This is a genomic window from Streptomyces sp. NPDC055632 (genome assembly GCF_053618675.1).
This window is the reverse complement of record NZ_JBSHHY010000004.1, coordinates 187797-206581: the sequence shown is the minus strand read 5'-3', so window position 1 is coordinate 206581 and position 18785 is coordinate 187797. Positions and strand designations below refer to the sequence as shown.

Annotated in this window: 14 protein-coding genes and 1 pseudogene; 6 read left to right on the top strand and 9 right to left on the bottom strand. The window is 70.7% G+C overall.

The genetic code is table 11. The annotated features are described in order from the left end of the window. Nucleotides 1–23: 23 nt before the first annotated feature. Entirely contained in the window at nucleotides 24–356 is a 333-nt protein-coding gene (locus ACWGSR_RS08330; RefSeq protein WP_453564601.1) for a helix-turn-helix transcriptional regulator, read from the bottom strand. A gap of 819 nt (nucleotides 357–1175) precedes the next feature. On the opposite strand from ACWGSR_RS08330, the gene ACWGSR_RS08325 reads away from it, so the two are divergent. Beyond that, complete coding sequence (locus ACWGSR_RS08325; protein ID WP_453564905.1) at nucleotides 1176–1814, top strand: hypothetical protein; 639 nt, start codon at nucleotides 1176–1178, stop codon at nucleotides 1812–1814. 973 nt (nucleotides 1815–2787) lie between these two features. Here ACWGSR_RS08325 and ACWGSR_RS08320 read toward each other — a convergent pair. After that, nucleotides 2788–3060 carry a DUF6000 family protein gene (locus ACWGSR_RS08320; RefSeq protein ID WP_453564599.1) on the bottom strand — a complete coding sequence of 91 codons (273 nt, stop codon included), beginning with the start codon at nucleotides 3058–3060 and terminating at the stop codon, nucleotides 2788–2790. A 205-nt stretch (nucleotides 3061–3265) separates the two neighbouring features. On the opposite strand from ACWGSR_RS08320, the gene ACWGSR_RS08315 reads away from it, so the two are divergent. Beyond that, nucleotides 3266–4144, top strand: a complete 879-nt coding sequence (locus ACWGSR_RS08315) for an antibiotic ABC transporter ATP-binding protein (protein WP_453564597.1) — start codon at nucleotides 3266–3268, stop codon at nucleotides 4142–4144. A 122-nt stretch (nucleotides 4145–4266) separates the two neighbouring features. Beyond that, nucleotides 4267–8526 (top strand): caspase family protein, encoded by a 4260-nt coding sequence (locus ACWGSR_RS08310; protein WP_453564594.1) that lies wholly within the window; start codon nucleotides 4267–4269, stop codon nucleotides 8524–8526. 204 nt (nucleotides 8527–8730) lie between these two features. Here the strand turns inward: ACWGSR_RS08310 and ACWGSR_RS08305 are convergent, their stop codons facing one another. Beyond that, nucleotides 8731–8955, bottom strand: a complete 225-nt coding sequence (locus tag ACWGSR_RS08305) for a hypothetical protein (protein ID WP_453564591.1) — start codon at nucleotides 8953–8955, stop codon at nucleotides 8731–8733. Between the two features lie 543 nt (nucleotides 8956–9498). After that, on the bottom strand, nucleotides 9499–9744 hold the full coding sequence (locus ACWGSR_RS08300; RefSeq protein WP_376231223.1) for a hypothetical protein: 246 nt from the start codon (nucleotides 9742–9744) through the stop codon (nucleotides 9499–9501). Between the two features lie 489 nt (nucleotides 9745–10233). Here ACWGSR_RS08300 and ACWGSR_RS08295 point away from each other — a divergent pair, with 489 nt between their 5' ends. After that, nucleotides 10234–11070, top strand: coding sequence for a DUF6461 domain-containing protein (locus ACWGSR_RS08295; protein WP_453564587.1), 837 nt, complete (start codon nucleotides 10234–10236; stop codon nucleotides 11068–11070). Nucleotides 11071–11613: 543 nt separating this feature from the next. On the opposite strand, the gene ACWGSR_RS08290 is transcribed toward ACWGSR_RS08295, so the two are convergent. The 4 genes and pseudogenes from ACWGSR_RS08290 to ACWGSR_RS08275 all read right to left on the bottom strand — a co-directional run bounded on the left by ACWGSR_RS08290 (nucleotide 11614) and on the right by ACWGSR_RS08275 (nucleotide 15956). Then, nucleotides 11614–12903 carry an outer membrane protein assembly factor BamB family protein gene (locus tag ACWGSR_RS08290; protein ID WP_453564584.1) on the bottom strand — a complete coding sequence of 430 codons (1290 nt, stop codon included), beginning with the start codon at nucleotides 12901–12903 and terminating at the stop codon, nucleotides 11614–11616. A gap of 1032 nt (nucleotides 12904–13935) precedes the next feature. After that, nucleotides 13936–14475, bottom strand: coding sequence for an EF-hand domain-containing protein (locus ACWGSR_RS08285; protein ID WP_453564582.1), 540 nt, complete (start codon nucleotides 14473–14475; stop codon nucleotides 13936–13938). Nucleotides 14476–14622: 147 nt separating this feature from the next. Then, nucleotides 14623–15218 (bottom strand): annotated as a pseudogene (locus tag ACWGSR_RS08280) (glycosyl transferase); the annotation flags it as partial. Between the two features lie 84 nt (nucleotides 15219–15302). Continuing rightward, complete coding sequence (locus tag ACWGSR_RS08275; RefSeq protein WP_453564580.1) at nucleotides 15303–15956, bottom strand: CatB-related O-acetyltransferase; 654 nt, start codon at nucleotides 15954–15956, stop codon at nucleotides 15303–15305. A gap of 99 nt (nucleotides 15957–16055) precedes the next feature. Here ACWGSR_RS08275 and ACWGSR_RS08270 point away from each other — a divergent pair, with 99 nt between their 5' ends. Both ACWGSR_RS08270 and ACWGSR_RS08265 read left to right on the top strand, forming a co-directional pair. Continuing rightward, a complete protein-coding gene (locus ACWGSR_RS08270) occupies nucleotides 16056–16682 on the top strand; it encodes a TetR/AcrR family transcriptional regulator (RefSeq protein ID WP_453564578.1) in 627 nt (208 codons plus the stop codon). Nucleotides 16683–17165: 483 nt separating this feature from the next. Further along, nucleotides 17166–17567 (top strand): hypothetical protein, encoded by a 402-nt coding sequence (locus tag ACWGSR_RS08265; RefSeq protein WP_453564576.1) that lies wholly within the window; start codon nucleotides 17166–17168, stop codon nucleotides 17565–17567. Here ACWGSR_RS08265 and ACWGSR_RS08260 read toward each other — a convergent pair. Next, nucleotides 17545–18768, bottom strand: a complete 1224-nt coding sequence (locus ACWGSR_RS08260; protein ID WP_453564573.1) for a serine hydrolase domain-containing protein — start codon at nucleotides 18766–18768, stop codon at nucleotides 17545–17547. The genes ACWGSR_RS08265 and ACWGSR_RS08260 overlap by 23 nt on opposite strands. Nucleotides 18769–18785 lie beyond the last annotated feature (17 nt).

Here is an 18785-nt window from a genome sequence, read left to right as displayed (position 1 = left end):
AGGGGGACACAGAGCCTGACAGGTCATGTCCGGAGGGGTGGGCGCGGGCGATCGCGGAAACAAGCCCGGCTCCTTGCTCCGGCCCAGGTTCGGTTCGGCGAACTGCCACTTTCCAGGGGGCGGATGGTGTGCACGCTCACCCCGGACCGCTCGGCCACCTGCTCCTGCGTAAGGTCTGCCTCCTCGCGGAGCCTGCGTAACAGAATGCCAAGACCGTCACCCACCGAACATCTCCCTACCCGCCAGTACGGACGGCGGCGAGCCCACCTGTGACCACCGGTCACGGATGGCCGGTTCCCTGACCTGTACAGCCGACATGACCGAGGCCACCGTCGAGGTCGGCGCTCCCTGCGCATACACGCCGGGCAAAGAGTTCACATGGTCAACCGCTACTGGTGCGACGAGTGCAACTTCAAGGCCTCCTGGCGAGCGGAGAACGAGGGACTGCGCCGACAGATCGAGCACTACGCCGACAAGCACCCCGGCACTCCCCCCGGCGGCCAGGTCGAGACCTGTCGGCGGCACCTCCACAGGAGCCACGGATGCCTCCTTCTGGCAGCCATCGCACTCGTCCTGCGTAACTGGGAACGTCGCGGGCTGCCGCGTCCTCTCGGGGGGACGCGCCCGGGTGCCTGTGCCTGTGCCTGTGCCTGTGCCTGTGCCTGTGCCTGTGCCTGTGCCTGTGCCTTGCCTGTGCCTGTGCCTTGCCTGTGCCGGGCTGGCGCCGTCCCTGACAAGCGTGACGTCCACGACCTGGCCCGCCTCGACACCCGTCTCGCGGCCAAGCCCGTCTGCCGGTTCCTGCGCGCTCGTGGCCTGCCCGTCGACGATCCTGGACTGCACAGGACTGCGATCATCCGCCGCTGCCTGAGCACCCTGGGGCCGGTCCTCACCGCATGGACGGCAACCGGCACGACAACGCTTCGGGAAATCAACGCAGACCACATCCAGGACACGCTGGACGGCCTGGAGGAGACCGTTCGCCGCAGGCGACCCGTTCAAGATCATGAGGCTCTTCGGCATCACCGAACAGACCGCCATGCGCCACGTCGGCACCGCCTACCCGGAGCGAACCGCGAAACTGCCCAGCTGGCGGGCGCCCGCCGAGCGCGATGCCGCAGCGAAAGCCCGTGGCGGTGTCGCAGCGGGTCCGGCATCATCCCTGTGTGATCGTGATGCAACCCGTTCCGGAGATCTTCGCTCCCGACGACTGCGCGCTCTGGCCGGTTGACGAGCACGAGTCGTACGGCCACCTCGTGCTGGACGGGAAGCTGCCTCCGGCGGAGGCCGGCACGGCGGTCATGCGGATCGCCGACTGCGACGACTTCGAGCCGGAGGAGGAGCACGGGCCGTGCCCGACCGACCCGCTCGGTGCGTTCCTGCACGAGCCGCTCACCATGCCCGACCTGTTCGCCGCCGGCGGGTTCCGGGTGACCGACATGGCTACCGACACCGACACCGACACCGACACCGTCTTCGTCGAGCCGGGCCGCTGCAATGGCCCGGAGACCTGGCGGGACCGGCGGGAGGTGCTGGACGGCACCGGCCGCTTCTGCTTCGGCCACGATCCGTCCTCGGCGGCCGAACGTGTCGGCGACACCGGCCGACTGACTCTCGACGCCCACGCGAAGGACGGCAGCCCGGTGATCGGGCTGCCGGTGGACCGGGTGCGCGCGCTCGTCACCGGTGCCCGGGCGAACCTGCGGGACTTCCCGAGCCTCGCCGGAACCTGGGCCGAGCAACACCTGCCGACACACGCCGTCGCCGTCACGGCCGCCTTGGCCCGGGCACTGGACCTGGAGCTCGCAGAGTGACCAGCTTCCTGACCCACCGGGCGCGCGTGCACGACGCCCGGCTCCCCCTCCAGCGGCGGCACAGCGCGCTGCGTACGTGCCTCACCATTTTTGCTCCTTACGGCCTGCGGGCGACATACCACCACCTCACGCTCAGCGCCGCGATCCCTCGGCGCCTGGAGGCGGACCCGGACGCGCCGGCGCGGGCGGTGGAGGAACTGCACGAGGCGCGGGTGCTATGGCTCGCGCGGGCGGAGGAGTACGCCGTGCAGCGTCGGGCGGAGAAGCAGGCTGGGTGGCGGGCTGTACCGAACCCTCGGCCGTGGTGGCTGCGGAGCTGGTGGGAGAGCCCGCACCGCGCCTGGTTCGAAGACCCGTTTCGCCACCCGTCGCTGCGACTGCCCGACTACGTCCGGCGGCAGAACGCGCTTCTGGACGGCGCCGATCTGCCCGGCTGCTCGGCTTGCGGGGACGAGGGACCGCGAGTGCTGAGCTCGACTGGGCATGGCTGGGTCGAGATGTGCCGTGGGTGTGCGTGGGCGCCGTCCCCGTGTCCGTGTGGGCAGCGGCACCGGCGCGTGCCGGAGCTCCCGTACGGCTGGAAGCAGATCTGGCAGCGGGCCCACATGGGCGATGACGGCATGCCGAACCCGCACTGGCCTGCGCGATAGCCACTCGGATGCGGCACGGTGAAAGCTCGGGATTCCGGGAACCCGCGCGCTTTCGGCCGTACCGATAGCAAGGCGTCCATACTGCTGGATTTCGTCGGCGCCGTTCCGGCCGGTCTTGGCTCGTCCGCCGGCAAGGGCCTGTCGACCGTGACGAAGTCGTTCGGTGCCGCCGCCCTCGCCCTGGGTGTCACCGCCGTCCTTCTGCCCTTGGTTGCGCGATGGCGACCGTGCCTCCTTTCCGCACGGGGCGCTCCTGGACGAGGCTGAGATCTGCACCGGTGGCGGGTTTCTGCGATCAGATGCCGTCCTTCCGAGTGGGACTTTCATCTCTTTGCCTTGCCGTGTCTGGCGCTCTGCTCGGCGACAGCGCAGAGCTGGCCGATGTAGGCGCGGCAGGGGTCGGGAGCGTCGCCGTCCCTGCCGGGTGATCCGTCGGTCCACTGCTGCCACAGGCCGCCCGGGGTGAGGAATCCGGCCGTCCGATCGGCTCCGAGCCGAGCGTCGAGCAACAAAAGTGCCCCGAGGGCGGATTCCTGGTCGTAAGAGAGGTCGGGGCGGCGCAGGTAGCGGTCGAGGTAGGCGACCAGGAGCGCCACCGGCCACGAGCCCGGCCCATGGGCGGCAGGAGCGGTGCCGACAACCGGATGTCCGGCACCGCCGACCGGGCTGGGGCCACCCCCGTGCGCCACCAGGGACGCTCTGCGTCACATCGAGGATCGGTTCTCAACGCCCTTTGCCCTCATGCGTTTTGGCCGCCTCACCCGTACCGTGGAAGCGGCATGGTCCTCAGGGGGGAGCGGTATGGCGAAGGTCGTGGTGGTGCACGGGATCGGGCAGCAGTTCCTCGGGCCGGCGCAGATGCATCGTGAGGTGGCGCCCGCGCTGCGGGACGGCGTGCGGCTGGCCGACGGGCCGCCGCTGTCCGCCGAGGACATCGTCTGCGCCTTCTACGGAGACCTGTACTTCGAGAAGGGCACCCGGTCGGCCGACCTGCCGCCGTGGGACGAGACCGATGTCGAGGACGGGCTCGAAGTGGACCTCCTCATGGCCTGGTGGGAGCAGGCCGCGCGCGTCGACCCTGGCGTGCTCCCGCCCGAACAGGACGGCACCCGGGGCCTGTTGGGGTTCGGTGCGGCCCAGATGCTGCGCTTCGAGCTCGTACGGTCGGCCCTGGACGCCCTGGCCGGTTCGCGGTTCTTCGGCAAGGTCTCGGACCGCTCGCTGATCTTCACGCTCAAGCAGGTACGCCGGTACCTGACCGAGCCGGAGCTCCGTCTCGCCGCCCAGGCGCGCGTCGCCGAGGAGGTCGGGGACGACACGAGGGTGCTGGTGGCGCACTCGCTGGGGTCGGTCGTGGCCTACGAGGCGCTCTGCGCGCACCCCGAGTGGCCGGTCACCGACTTCGTGACCCTGGGTTCGCCCCTGGGGCTCCAGGGCATCGTCTTCGACCGCCTGCTGCCCCGCCCCGTGGACGGGGTCGGCGCGTGGCCGGGGCCCCTCCGGCGGTGGACGAACATCGCCGATCCGGGCGACATCGTGGCGGTCGTCGACGAGTTGGCGGGCCGTTTCGGCGGTGCCGTGCGGGACGAGCGGATCACGAACGGCACCCGGATGCACGACCTGACGCGGTACCTCTCCGCGCCGAGGACGGGTGCGGCGATCGGCCTGCCGCTGCGCTGACGTCCAGGAAGAGGCACGTCCCGTTCCGCTGAACTCCCGTTATTTCAGGGGCATTTGGGGTTTGACGGCATGCCCCCCGGCGGTATCTCCCCCTCACGTCGAGTCCCGGGGGGTGACTGGACATGGCAGACGCCATGACGGCTGGGGCGGCGGCAGCGGATGCCGGACGCCGGTTCCTGCTCGCGGTCGGAGTGCGCCACTACCGGGACGAGACCATCAGCGACCTCACCGGCGTCACGGCCGACGTCGAGAAGGTCCGGACGCTGCTCCGCCCCATGGGCTACGAGACGGCGCTGCCCGCGCTGTCCACCGATCCCACGGCGGACGAGGTCCGGCGCGGGATCGACCGGTGGACCGCCACGGCCGAGCTCGGTCCTCGTGACGTCGTGCTCCTCTACTTCGCGGGGCACGGCGTCCACAGCGTCGACCGCCACTACCTGCTCTTCTCCGACACCGAGCGCGGCCTGTGGGACGGGACGGCCCTGGCCAGCGAGGACTTCGGCAGACCGCTCGTCCGCAGCGCGGTCGGCCACCTCCTCATCGTCCTCGACACCTGCTTCGCCGGGGCGGGCACCGCCGACATCACCTCGCTCGCCGCATCCCTGGCCCGTACGAGGTCCCCGGAGCCGGCCGGGCGCTGGCTGATGGCCGCCGCGCGCGGCAAGGAGCGCGCGACGGAGAACGCCTTCGTCAGCGCCCTCGCCCATGTGCTGGCCCGTCCCAAGGCCGGCGCGCGGCAGGAGTTCGTGAGCGTCCGGGACGTGACGCGCGGCATCAACGGCTACTTCGCCGAGCACCACCCGGCCCAGCACGCCCGGTACACCACTGTGGACAGCGACGGGCACGCGCCCTTCTTCCCCAACCCGGCCTTCCTCCCCGGCCTCCCCGCCAACGACCTGGACGTCCAGACGACGGCCCGGCTGCGGCAGGAGAGCCACGGTCACTTCGACCCACGCGGACGGGGCGTCGGGCACGCCGCGGAGGCGGGGGACTTCTTCCGGGGCCGCAGGGCCGCGCTGGCCTCCATCGCCGCGTGGCTGGCGGCCGACACACACGACCGCCGGGCGAAGGTGGTCACCGGGGATCCCGGTTCGGGCAAGTCCGCCGTCCTCGGCAGGGTCCTGCGGCTGTCCGACCCCGACGAACACGGCCCGACCGTCGCGGCGGACGACACCCTCCCGCCGACCAACCCCGAGGTCCTCGCCCTGCACGCCCGGCGCCGCACCTGCGAGGAGCTCACCGCCCGGATGGCGGCGGCGCTCGGGCTGCCGACCGCCTCGCTCGACGAACTGCTCCGAGGGGTCAGCGAGCGGCAGCGTCCCCTGACGGTGGTCATCGACGCCCTCGACGAGGCCGGCCCCGCCGGCGACGCCACCGAGGCCAAGCGCGTCGCCCGCGAACTCTGCCTTCCGCTGTCCACGCTGCCGGCCGTGCGGCTGCTGATCGGCACGCGCCGACCGGTCGTACCCCACCTGGGCCGCGCGGTCGACGTCCTCGACCTGGACGCGGACCGGTGGAACGAGCCCTCCGACATGGTCGTGTACGCGTCGGACCTCATCCTCGGCGGAGGTCGGGCCGGGACCGGAGGGGCAGGGACGCGCCCGGCGCCCGGGGCAGAGCCGGATCCGGCGCGCGTCGCCTGGGCGTCGCTCGTGGCCCGCGGGATCGCCGCCCGCGCGGGGAACTGTTTCCTGGTGGCACGGATGACCGCGCGGGCCGTCGTCGACGGCCGGCTCGACATCGACGTGACGCGGGCGGGGTGGGAGGAACTGCTGCCCGGGGACGCCGTCGACGCCTTCGACGCGTACCTGGACTCCTTCGGCGGCTCGGCCCGGCTCGTCCGCAGGCTGCTGCGCCCGCTGGCCTACGCGCAAGGGCGGGGGCTGCCGTGGTCCACGGTGTGGGCTCCCGTCGCCGCGGCGCTGTCGGGTGAGAGCTGCAGCGACGAGGACGTGCAGTGGCTGCTGGAGACGGCGGGCTCCTACATCATCGAGGAGTCCACCTCGTACGGCTCCGCGTACCGCCTCTTCCACGAGTCGCTGGCCTCGGCGCTCCGCAGCCCGGGCCGTGACGCCGAGGCCCACCGGAGCATCGCCGGGGCGCTCGTGGCGGACGTGACGGTCGATCCGTGGACCGGCGAGCGCGAGTGGAGCACCGCGCACGGGTACATCAAGGAGCATCTCGCCGCGCACGCCGCGGCGGGAGGGGCCCTCGACCCCCTCCTCCAGGACACCGACTACCTGGTCCACGCCCGTCCCGACGCCCTGGTCCGCGTCCTCGGCCAGGCGCGGGGTTCCGCCGCGCGCCGCGCGGCCGGCATCTACGGGGCCTCCGTCAGCCTCCACCGCCGGGTGTCGCCGCAGGAGCGGAGCGACGTGCTCGCCATCGACGCGGCGCGGTCCCGGCAGCCGCTGCTCTCCGAGCGCTTCGCCCGCTCCCGCCCCTGGAAGCCCCGTTGGGCGACGACGGGCCTCGCGCAGGGGCCGGCGTCCAGCGGGCACACCGAGCCGGTGCACGCGGTGTCCAGCGGGACCTTCGGGGGGCGGCTGCACATCATCACCGCCAGCCACGACGAGACGGTCAGGGTGTGGGAGCTGCCCGATCTCGTGACGCCCGAGCTGCGCGCGACGCTGTCGGGGCACCGCGCGCCGGTCCGGGCCCTCGCGACGGTGCAGGTGGGCGGCGACCGGTGCGTCCTGACCGGCGCCGGCGACCACACGGTCCGGCTGTGGAACCTGTCCGACCCCTCCGACCCCGCTCTCCTCGCCGTGTTCGAAGGGCACACCGGGCCCGTACGGTCGATCGCCACCGCCGTCCTCGACGGCCGGCCGCACGCGCTGACGGCGAGCGACGACGGATCCGTCGCACTGTGGGATCTGGGCGTGCGGCGCCGGCGTGCCACGCTCACCGGTCACGACAGCGGGGTGCGGTCCGTCGACTGCGCGCTGCTCAACGGCCGGCCGGTCGCGGTGACCGCCGGCCACGACGGGACGGTGCGGGCCTGGGACCTCACGGACGGAGCCGCCGGAGACGACGACGGCAGGGGCCGCGAGTCGCGTGTGCTGTTCACCGGCTCGCGCCCGGTGCTCTGTGTGGCGTGGACCGCGATCGACGGCGCGCCCGCGGTGGTCCACGGCGATCACAGCGGTCTCGTACGGCTCCAGCCGCTGTCCGGCGACGGCGGACCCGGCGACGGCGAACCCGTGCGCCTCAGCGGCCACACCGGCCCCGTACGGGCGGTGTCCTGCACACCGCTCGACGGGCGTCCGCACGCAGTCACGGCCGCCGACGACGGGACCGTACGGGTCTGGGACCTGTCCACGCACGAGACCCGGTCCGTCCTGTCCGCGAAGAACGAGTGGGTCCGCGGCCTCGAAGTCTTCCACGTCGCCGGCAACCCGTACGCCTTCGCCCGGCCCGACGACCACACCACGCGCCTGTGGGACCTCCGGACGGCAACGATGCGCGCGACCCTGAGCGGGCGCAGCGGCTGGGTCCGCACGGTCACCCCGGTGCGAGCGGACGGGGGACGGCACCTGCTCGTCGGAGGTGACGACCGCGCGGCGCGGGTGTGGGACGTGGGAGGGGAGCCGTTCTCCGGTGCGGAGCCGGTCGCGACGTTCCAGGGCCACACGGACTGGGTCCGCGCCTCCGCCTCGATCGAGGTCGACGGGCGGGCGTTGGCGGTGACGGGGGGCAACGACGGCACGCTGCGCGTGTGGGAGCAGCACACCGCGCTCTCCCGGCATGTGCTCCAGGGGCACACCGGTTGCGTACGAGGTGTGGCCTGCGCCGTCGTGGACGGACGTCCCGTGGCGGTAAGCGCCGGCGATGACCGTACCGTGCGGGTGTGGGACGTGCGCACGGGCGCGGCGCTCCGCACGCTGGTGGGCCACGACGACTGGGTGTGCGCCGTCGCCTGCACGACGGTCGGCGGCGTGCCGTTCGCGGTGACGACCAGCGACGACGCGACGGTCAGGCTCTGGGACCTGCGGAGCGGCGAGGGGACTGCGGTGCTGCGCGGGCACCGCGGCTGGGTGCGGGCCGTCGCCTGCCTCGACGTCGACGGCCGGCCGCACGCGGTGAGCGCCGGGCACGACGGGACACTGCGCCTGTGGGACCTCGCGTCACCGCGCCACGCGGCCAGGATCGCGGAGGGGGCAGGTCCGCTGTGGGCCGTGGCGTCCGGTGTCTGGCAGGGACAGCCGCACGTGGCGGCCACCGGCCGCGACCGTGCCGTCCGGGTGTGGCGGCTCCAGGACCGGGCCCTGGTCTCCCTGGTCCGACTGCCCCTCACGTGCGACACGCTCGCGGTCGCGGACCGGGACCTCGTCCTGGGCATGCGCAGCGACACGGTGGTGCTGACCCCGGCCGAGCTCTAGGGGTGTCCGGAAAGTGGCGCCGTCCGTCCTCAGGGCCAGGCACCGCGACCCGGCGGCCGGCATCGTCCTGGCGGGGTCCCGGACCCCCGCCCCGCGCCACCGGTAGCCGCCCCTGCACAAGCTGCTCGGTCTGCGTCCACCTGACGACGAAGACGGATAGGAAGGGGCCCTCAGGCAGATACCCGAGGGCCCCTTCCTGTGGTGTCAGCGGCGGATGTCGACGGTAACGCTGATGGCGCCGGCGGTGAGGGCGGCGGCGCCGATGGCGGCGGCCGGTCCGGTTGCCTCGGGGTGACCGGTCAGGGCCAGGACGACGACGGCGACCAGGGCGACGAAGCCGACGGCCACCACGGTCATCGCGAGACGGCGGGACGGACCCACAGGTGGGGGAGGGGGTTCGGGCACGGAGGCCTCAGGGATCGCGGCCACGGGATTTCTTCTCGCGGGTGTGGGGCGACGTGGGGCGCACACCCGCGTGGTGTCGTCCGCGAGGGGCGGCGTCGCCGCCGGAGCCGGGACAGGAGCTGTGCCCGGATGCCGGGCTTCTGTTGCTGCTGCAGCCACGCGCCGATGTCGTCACCGCCCATAGAACACCGGGCTCGACGGCCGGCAGGATGCCGTCGGTGTCTACAAGATCGGCGAGCACCCGGTGGCATAAGGGCAGGGGCAGTTCCAGGCCTCATCGATCTCCGCCAGTTGCGCGGCGCGCACCGCTGGCCGCTCCGGATTCCTGCTCGAACCGTTCTTCCGGCGCAGATTGGCCATGTACCGCTCGATGAGCACCAGGCCCTCGGTCTCACCCTCGCCTCCCACTGCGTTCTGACGCGGCGCGAGGTGCCCGGTGGCCCGCCGGTAGGAGCGGGGGACGGCGATTTTTGGTCTCCCATGCTTCCCTCGCCCGGTTCCCATTTCGGCGAACCTGTGCCAGACAGCGCCGAAACAGGACGTGTTCAGCCCTGCTGGGGCGGGTGATCAGTCATCGGCGAAGGAGAGACATACCGCGCGCGGCTCCAGGATCACCTGGTTCTCGGTGTAGCAATCTGCCTGCCGGGTGCCGACCTCGCTTGCACAGCCCACGCAGACGAGGTTCAGACCATCGGTGCCGGAAGGACCCTGGCAGCAGCCGGTCGAGCGCATGATGTCGGGGTGCCGTTCTGTGCCGATCACGTCGTCAGGGTGCACGGTGAAGCCAGGGACGTCGATGTCGAAAACGCTCACCTGAAAATTCCTGGCATAGGTGCCGCGGGGCATCCGAGCCGGACGTGTCCGGAGGCCCGGGACCTCCGGCATCGGGACCGGCGGCGGCACTCTCACCTTGGTGACCGGTCCGGTGAGGGGGCGTTGGCAGTGGTCACACAAGAAGCGTGGCATTCTGCTGATTCTGCAGATCGAGTACTGGCTTGACCAGCGAATTGACCTCGTCTGTCATGCATCAGGCAGGTGGCCCGGCCGAGGGCCGCAAACCGAACCCCCTGATCTCCGATGTCCATCGAAGCGGATCAAACACAACCCTCCGTTCGGTGCCAAGCTCCGCTGCAGCACGAACCGGATCACCGGCGTGGTGAAGGCAGTTCTCGTCCTTCACCACGCGACAGCGTGAGGTTGGAAACCCTCACTGGTGCGGACCGGGCGCAGCCCGAGTCCCGGCTCCAGCTGTGAGAACCGGCTTATCGGGGACTGTCAGAGGCGTCAGGCACACTGCGCCGTATGAACTTGGTGACCGCACACGACTATGCCTGGATCCGCACCTCGTCGCTCTTCCGCCACATGATGGAGAGCGGATACACCTTGACGCTGATTCGGGGGCGGAGCCCGCAGGAGGTGCTGCGTGCGATGGAAGCAGAACCACGCGGCACCGGGGAGGGCACGGCCGGGCTGATCGAGGCGGATGACGCTCACCGTGCCGAGGTGGACTACGACTACTGGGACGAGTCCTACGTTGCCGGCGCCTTCAAGGTTCCGGGGGAGGGCGGCGACTGGACGGTTGTCCTCGGCTTCGACGGTGGCCTTGGGATGCCGTGTGCGGAGACCCTGTCGGAGGGCGGCCGGGTCGTGGCGCACTCGAGCAACGGCGGCAAGCCCATCCACCTCTTCCACTGGTTCGAGGACGGCGAGCTCCGTACGACGTTCGAGGGCCCGTCGGCGCGCGACGGCAGCAGCCCCGATGAACTGGTTCCCCTGTTGCGGGAAGTCGGCTTCCCGCTGACTCCCGAGGGAGAGCACGACGAGAACGCCCCGGCCGTCGACGGGAAGGCGGCGGTCCTCTCCCTGGCCGAGAGACTCACCGGCATACGCGTCACCGAATCCCTCCTCCAGGACGCCACGTACGAACTGGGACTCGTCCCCGAACAGCCCGCCGAGGAGTGGACCCGCATGGTCATCGACATCACCGATGCCCACGGAGAGCGTCTGTACAAGGAATGGACGTACGAGGAGATCGCGGAGGCTTCCGACCGCGCACGGGCGGAGGCGAACGCGCCGGTCGTGATCACCTACAACGAGCCTCTCGCCAAGGACCGTCCGGAACACGAGACGGGCGAGTAGCGAACGGGTGCGTGGCAGGTGCCCCGGGCACCCGCCGCCCTCTCCGAGGGACATTGCCGCCATGAGAGCTTCTTCGATCATGGAGCGGCAGCCCTTTTGAGCCGCCGGTAGCAGATGAGTCCGCAGGCGAGGGAGATGACGGCAGGATCCGGCGTTTCGCAGTGCACGACGGTTGGAGTCGGAGTCGTAGCCCTTGTCACCGAGCAGGATCCGGTGCGGCCGGTCGAAGGTCCCGGCCGCGGACCGGGAGCCCTCTCCGGCCGGGGCGGCAGCAACGGTTCAATCGGCGCCCACAGGCCATCGTCCACGATCCACGGCCGAGTACGCACACCATCCCGAACGGCCGAATCATCACACCAGTCAAGGTCGACCAGGGACGTTCAACGAAATCGTGTGTTACGACCTCTTGTGACCAGTCCTTGCCATGACCATTGCGAGCAACAGGCTCACGTCGTCGATCGCGTCGGCTCCGGACGGCCTTCGTGCCGAACGACGCCTCAAGCGCCCGGCCCGGGAGGAGACGTTCGAGGCATGGTTCGGGCGTCAGGGGCCGAAGGACAGCAGGCGCGTGTCGTGGCGACGGTCGTCGCCGTTCACCCAGTACGGGCTGATGACGATACGGCGCCCCGCGAGTGCCAGGTCCCCTCCCTGCATGCCGTACTCCGTCTCCCGCGCCAGGGCCGGATGGCGAAGCACGGTCGTCATGGCCGTCTTGGGCCCCACCCGTACGATCCGACCCGCTTCCTGCTTCGAGGGACCGAGGTAGGCGAGCAGGGCGTCGCCCTCGGCACGCAGGGGCCTCAACTGGCGGTCGGTGCCGACATCGGTCTTCCAGCGGGGTTTCCCGTCGGCAAGACTGAAGGCGGAGAGCCCGGTCTTGCTGGTCATGAACAACGTGTCCTGAGTGGCGAGGGCACCGCGGCACACCTGGGTGGAGGTGCCTCCCAGGTCACTCAGCCCGAGGCACGGAGGGATGCCCTGCTTCTCGGGATCGATGGTGGAACGGAGCTTTCCCGCCCGGTCGAGTGCAAGGATCCGCCAGTTGCTGAACGAGGAGCTGGCCGAGGTCGTGGTGGTGAACACTGCCGGATCGACGGAGTAGACCTTGGCGATCCGCTGACCGTCGCTGACCCTGGAGCGCCAGAGGACCTTACGGGCTCGGGGATCGATCTCCATGATCTGGCTGAACTGTGACGAGTCGGCACCCGGGCATGCGGAGATCACCAGCACTTTGGTGCCGCCTGCCGAAGCGGTGGGGTGGCACCTCCGGTCTCCGACGGCCAGTGTGCTGGACCACGGGTTGTCCGTCGGGACGTCGAACAGTTTGGCGCCGTCGCTGATCTGGTGAACCGACGCGGTGAGTCTTTGGTGCAGCACGAAGAAAGCCCCGGAAACGGAGAGGTTCACCGTCTTGACGGGCACGTCCAGCTTGTTGGTGGTGATGAGCCTCTCGCCCCAGCCCTCCTTCCCCGACTTCAGGTCGAGCATCCGGATCCGGTCGCACTTCTCCCGTCCCCCGGTGTCCGGGTTTCTGTACGCGAGGACCACCTTGCCGTCAGGAGCACGGCCGACCGGAGCGCCACACACGGGACCCGGCAGCGAGATGCGCCAGACCACCGCACCGTCCGAGACGCGACGCGCGACGACGTCCTGGTAGAGAACCTGGACCACAGTGTCCTCGACGGTCCACACAGGACCCGTCAAAACATCCCTCTGGGGCAGATCGGCGCTGTCCCCGGCGACCCATCCGCGTGCTTCCCCCGGCTTGCGGGCCGCGTTCAGCTCATCGGTGGTCGGCGGATCGACGGGAACGGGAAGGATCGAGGTCGGCATGGGTGATGTGCGTACCGGCTCGGGAGAACCGCTCGCCACCGGGGGCCGGCTCGAAACGGTGCTGCCCGTCTCCCGGGCAACGGGCTGTGCCGTTCCGCTCCGGTCGGCCTCCCCGGCAACGACGTACACCCCTCCTCCGGTGAGCATGAGCAGAACGACGGCGAGGGTGATCAGCGGCCCCGTGCCAAAGCGCTTCCGGCGCGTCGGCCCGGTAGGGCCGTACCCCTCTGGAGCGTACGGGTTGTCCGGAACCGGCACCTGAGCGGTAGGTGACGTGTACCAGGGCTGTTGCGGGTCCGACATGCGATTCCCCCGTTGATGCCGGCTTGCCTCAAAGAGGCTTCGGTAAAAGGCAGTTGTGGATGCATCGCCATCGTAGTCACCCGTGTGTTCATGTCCCGGTGGCAGTCGAAACGATTCATCGACGAACAGACGAACAGACGAACAGACGAACAGACGAACAGACGAACAGACGAACAGGCGAACTCTCGGACCAGGACGTGTCACACGGCCCTGCTCCCGTCCGGCAGCCCGGAACGGGCTGTTCCCGGTGCAACTGCTCCGGCCGACGGGCAGACCGTCCGCGAGGCGCCCTGCTGAAGGGCACGCACGCGGACCGGGGGCGCATGTGCAGGGAAACCATCCGGGGGATACCGTCCTGCTCGCAGTGGGGGCTGCCCCGGCCGCGCTGTTCATCACGTATCAGGACCCGGCGGAACCTTCTTTCACCGGTACGACGGAACTTTGTGAGCGGCGCCGCTCTCCAAGTACCGCAAGGAGGCGACGTGCCGAACTGGCTCCTCGCGATTCTCATACCGGGTGGCCTGCTGGCCGTGGGCCTCGGCGGATCCCTGCTCTGGGCCCGATTCGGCACAGAGGGCCCCGTGGAACACCACAGTTCCATGCGGTGCTGCGCCTGGTGATTCCCGAAACCACGATGAGGCAGACGGAAGGCCCGGGGCGGGAAGGGAACGATGCCCTGCGTCCCGGGCCTTTGCGGTGTCCGGTGCGTCTGCGGCCCGCCTCCGGGGGTCAGTGCCCGAGCAGGGGCACGTCGAGGTCGCCCAGGTGGTAGGCGCGGACGGCCTGGACGAGCTCCTCGACGGAGAGCTGTCCGTCGCCGTTGGCGTCGATCTGGGCGAACACCTCGGCCGAGTCGATGCCCTCGACGCCGATGGCGTCGAGCCAGGACTTGAACTCGGCGGGGTTGACCTGCCCGTCGCCGTCCACGTCCACCAGCTCGACGATGGCCTGGATGGTCGGCTGGACAACCCGGTCGAAGCCCGTGCCGCCGTTCTCCAGGACGTGCTCCTCGGCGATGCGGTTGAACTGCTCGGGCGTCAGGGCACCGTTCTGCTCGTCGATGCCGGCCCTGTCGGCGAAGAAGCCCCACATGCCGAGGTAGGCGTCGGTCAGGGCACGGGCGGCCGGGGTGCCGGGGGCCTCGCCGAAGGCCCGCAGGATGCGCTGGGCCTCGGCGTCCCAGTCGGCCCGGTCGATCTGGCCGTCGCCGTTGGTGTCCCACAGGTCGAAGCGCTTCTGGGTGCGGTCGAGCTGCACGGAAGAGGTCATGTCGAAGTTCTCCAGGTGGTGCGGTTCGGATACGGGGTCGGTAGTGGCCGGGCGCGCACACGGAGAGTCGACGCGCATGACCATCCGCTAACCCAAAGTCGCAATACCGCTACTCAGGGAGAGGGGGTGCCGCCATGCAGGGGCCGAGCAGGGGCCGACGAAGGTCACCGCATCGGTGTCGACTCGATCGGCGTGCGGCTGCATCGTGCGTGGGATCAGGGCGAGGGCTCGGGCGGGCGGGAGAACGTGTCCACGTCCGTGGTGGCCGCCCCGTAATCGGCGAGCCACCGCCCGAACCTGTCCCGGTACGCGTCGGCGCCCGGCAACTTCCTCAGATGTACCGCGACTTCCTCCTGATAGCCGTCCCGGCCGACGAACGTCGGGGACAGCTGTACGAGGGGACTGCCCTGCGCCTGGGCCAGAACGCGCGCGGAATGGGCGCCGATGTCGTAGAGGTACAGGTAGAGGTCGGCCGGATCGTCGTCGTAGGCGGCGCGCAGTTGCGGGAGCGCCCGGACGGCGTCGTCGAGGAAGAGGCTCGCTGCGGCGATGGGATCGGCGGGCCAGCCGTTCTCCGCGACGGGCAGCGTGCAGGTGCAGGGCACCGGCTCCGCGCCGGTGGTCTCGATCAGGTCGGCCACGAACGGGTCGTCGGCGTAGGTGCCCCGGTACCCGCGGGCCACCAGTTCGCGGATGGGCGCGAGGCTGGGCAGGACATGACTGACGACGGGGATGCCGACCATCGCGCTATGGGCGCGGCGACGGGACACGGCGATCACTCGTCTCCGGCGCCGGGCAGGTGCGTGCGGAGTGGCGAGGGCGCGGTGTCAGGGCCGGTCGATCTGCGCGGCGGCCCCCTCCAGGTCGACGACGGTCCCCGACATGATCGTCCGCACGTGCCTGGTGATGTGCTGCACGGGCCAGTCCCACCACGCCACGGCCAGGAGCCGGGCGATGTCCGAGGCGTCGTAGCGGGTGCGGATGAGCCGGGCGGGATTGCCACCGACGATGCCGTAGTCGGGGACGTCGCCGGTGACCACGGCGCCGGCGGCGATGATCGCGCCGTGACCGATGCGTACACCGGGCATGACCGTGGCGCCGTGGCCGAACCACACGTCGTTGCCGACGACCGTGTCGCCCCGACCGGGCAGGTCGGTGATCAGGTCGAAGTGCTCCGCCCAGGAGCCCCCCATGGTGGGAAACGGAAAGGTGGAAGGACCGTCCATACGGTGGTTGGCACCGTTCATGATGAACCGGGTGCCCGTCCCCAGCGCGCAGTACTTGCCGATGACGAGCCGCTCGGGACCGTAGTGGTACAGGACGTTGCGCGTCTCGAACGCGGTCGGGTCGTCCGGATCGTCGTAGTAGGAGAAGTCGCCGACCTCGATCAGCGGCGACTTCACGAGCGGCTTGAGCAGAACCACGCGCGGGTGCTCGGGCATCGGGTGGAGCACGGTGGGGTCAGCGGGAACGGGCGGCATCGCGGAAGCGGTTCCTTTCTGGCGAACTTAGAGCGACAGGCGTCGCGTTAAGATGCTGGCATGGCCCTGCCGCCTTGATCAACCGGATACTGATTGCCGATGACAGACCCACAAGACATGACGTCGGGCCGCCGTCCGGGCGGTCGCACCGCCCGCATCCGTGCCCAGGTTCTCGATGCGGTGCGCGCCGAACTCGCTGAACGCGGCCACGAAGGACTCACGATGGAGGGCGTCGCGACGCGGGCCGGAGTGCACCGCGCCACGGTCTACCGACGTTGGCGCGATGCCGGCGGCCTGCTCGTCGACGTCATCGCCGCTGCCGGCGAAATCGACTGGCAGCCGCCCGACACCGGCTCGCTGCGCGGCGATCTGACGGCCCTCAACCAGGAGATCCAGGAGTCCCTGGTCGTACAGCCGTCGCTCGCCGTCGCCCTGATGGCCGCCTCGTTCCACTCCGAACAGGCCGCGCAGGCCCAGACGCAGCTGTGGACGGACCGGTACGCCCAGTGCGAGATCCTCGTCGAGCGCGCCATCGGGCGCGGTGAACTCGGCGCACAGCACACGGACGCGCGGAGCCTGCTGATCGCCGCCACGGCGCCGCTCTACCACCAACTGGTGCTCCTGCGAGCCGATCCGGACCCGCAACTCCCGGAACGAGCCGCGGAGGCGGCAGTCCTGGCGGCTGCCGCGGGCGCCTTCTCCGTCCGTCGGGAAGAGAGCGTGTGATCGACTGCGCCAGATGTCCGTTCGCCGTGGCCGTACGAGAACAGGGCCTCCACGGATGACGACGCCACCCGGACGTGGACCTCCGGCACGTCGAGCACCGAGACCGGCACCTTCGCCTCGGTCCGCGCCTCATGCAAGCCCTGCGGGCTCCGTGACTGTCCGGCATGGAGGCGATCCCGTGCCCGGTCACAGCGCTCCCCCGTCGTGCCGTCCGTCCGTGCCGCCAGCAGATCCGCCCAGCCGTCGGCGGCCTTCTTCACCTTCTCCCAGCCCACCTTCGAACCCGCCTGGGACACCTGACGAAGGCAGTCGTACGCCCGCTTCGCCTGGTCGTAACCGTCTTGGAGGTCCGGCTTCTCCACCGAGTGACCGGCGCGTTCTTCACGTTCCGACAGCTGCGACAACTCGATCGGCGCCGGGTGAAGGGCAGGGACGCCGGGGCCGTCGCGGCGGCCTTGGAGGACGCCTGGTCCTTCGCTCGGCATGACTTCCGGCACGAGGACCTGGCCGACGACGAGCACGGCCGCGCGGAGCTCGCCGAGCGGCGAACGAATCGACCAGCTGCCTGCCGCAGCCCCGCCGGGCACCGTATACGACCCGGACACCGACACGGTCGTCCAGGACGAGCTCGCCGCCGAGGCGGCGGCCACCTCCGCTCGGGAAGCCGAGATACGCGAGGCCGCCCGGATCGCGGCCCGCGCCGACGAGCTCCAGGTACTGCGCGAGCTCGGCACCCTCCAGCAGACCGATCCCCGCGAGGGTGAGGAGGCCGCCCGCGAGGAGCTGATCCGGCGCGCGGGCCGGTACCGTCCAGACCGACGCCGACACCTGACTCGCCCACGCCCTGGCTACCGGACACGACCTAGGACTTGTCGCGCGGGGTGATCCCTCCGGCGTACACGTTGTCCGGTGTGACGACGGACGTGACGGCGCGGGCGACGAGGGTCGACGGCTCCTGGCCGTCGACGAGGGAGTCGGTGTTCAGGATGAGGACCAGGGTGGCCTTCTGCGAGGGCAGGTAGACGGTCACGGTCTCGTACCCGGGCAGGGAGCCGTTGTGCCCGATCCAGCCGTTGGTCCGCAGGATGCCGAGGCCGTAGTCGGTGCCGGGGAAGCCGGTCGGCAGCACCTTGAGACGCTGCGCCTGGGTCTCGGCGCTGAGCAGCTTTCCGGTGGCGAGGACGGGGGCCCAGCGGCGCAGGTCCTGGAGGTCGGAGATCATGCCGCCGGCCGCCCAGGCCCAGCTGGGGTTCCAGTCTGTGGCGTTCGCGACGGCGCCGGTCAGCGTCTGGTCGGTGTATCCCTGCGCGTGGGGCTCGGGGAACTCGGCGCCCTCGGGGAGGAAGGTGTGGCGCAGACCGGCCGGGCGGACCACCTTCTCGTGGATGACGTCGGCGAGCCGCTTTCCGGTCACCTTCTCGACGACCAGGCCGAGTAGCACGAGGTTGGAGTTGGAGTACTGGAACGTCGCGCCCGGCGCGAAGGTGTTCGGGTGCCGGTAGCCGTAGGAGAGGACCTCCCACGGGTTGAACGGGCGCTTCGGCGCGCTCAGCAGGTCGTGTACGAAGTCGGGGTCGGCGGTGTACGGGAACAGGCCGCTGCGCATCTCGGCGAGGTGGCGCAGCGTGATCTTCTCGCCGTTCGGGACCCCTCGGACGTAGTCGTCGATCGGGTCGTCGAGCCCGACCTTGCCCTCGTCGACGAGCTGGAGGAGCGCGGTGACGGTGAAGGTCTTGGTCTCGCTGCCGATGCGGACGTAGGTGTCGGCGAACATCGGCCGGCCGGTGGCCTTGTCCGCGACGCCGGTCGCGCGGACGTAGCAGCCCTTGCCCGGCATCCACAGGCCGACGACGAGTCCGGGGACACGGGCCTGCCTGCGGACGTCCTCGACGGTCTTGTCGAGCCGGGCGGTCAGCTCGGAGCCGAAGCCGCCGGCGGGGCAGTCGCCGTCGCCGTGCGGACCGGCGGCCGTGGCGGGGGCGTGGGGGGCCGGGACGGCCGTGGCGGGAACGGTGGCCAGCGGGGCCAGCACGGACGCCGCGAGCAGCGTCGCGGCGAGCAGCCGGCGGGGGGAGGTTCGTCTCATGGTGGGGGGTGCCTCTT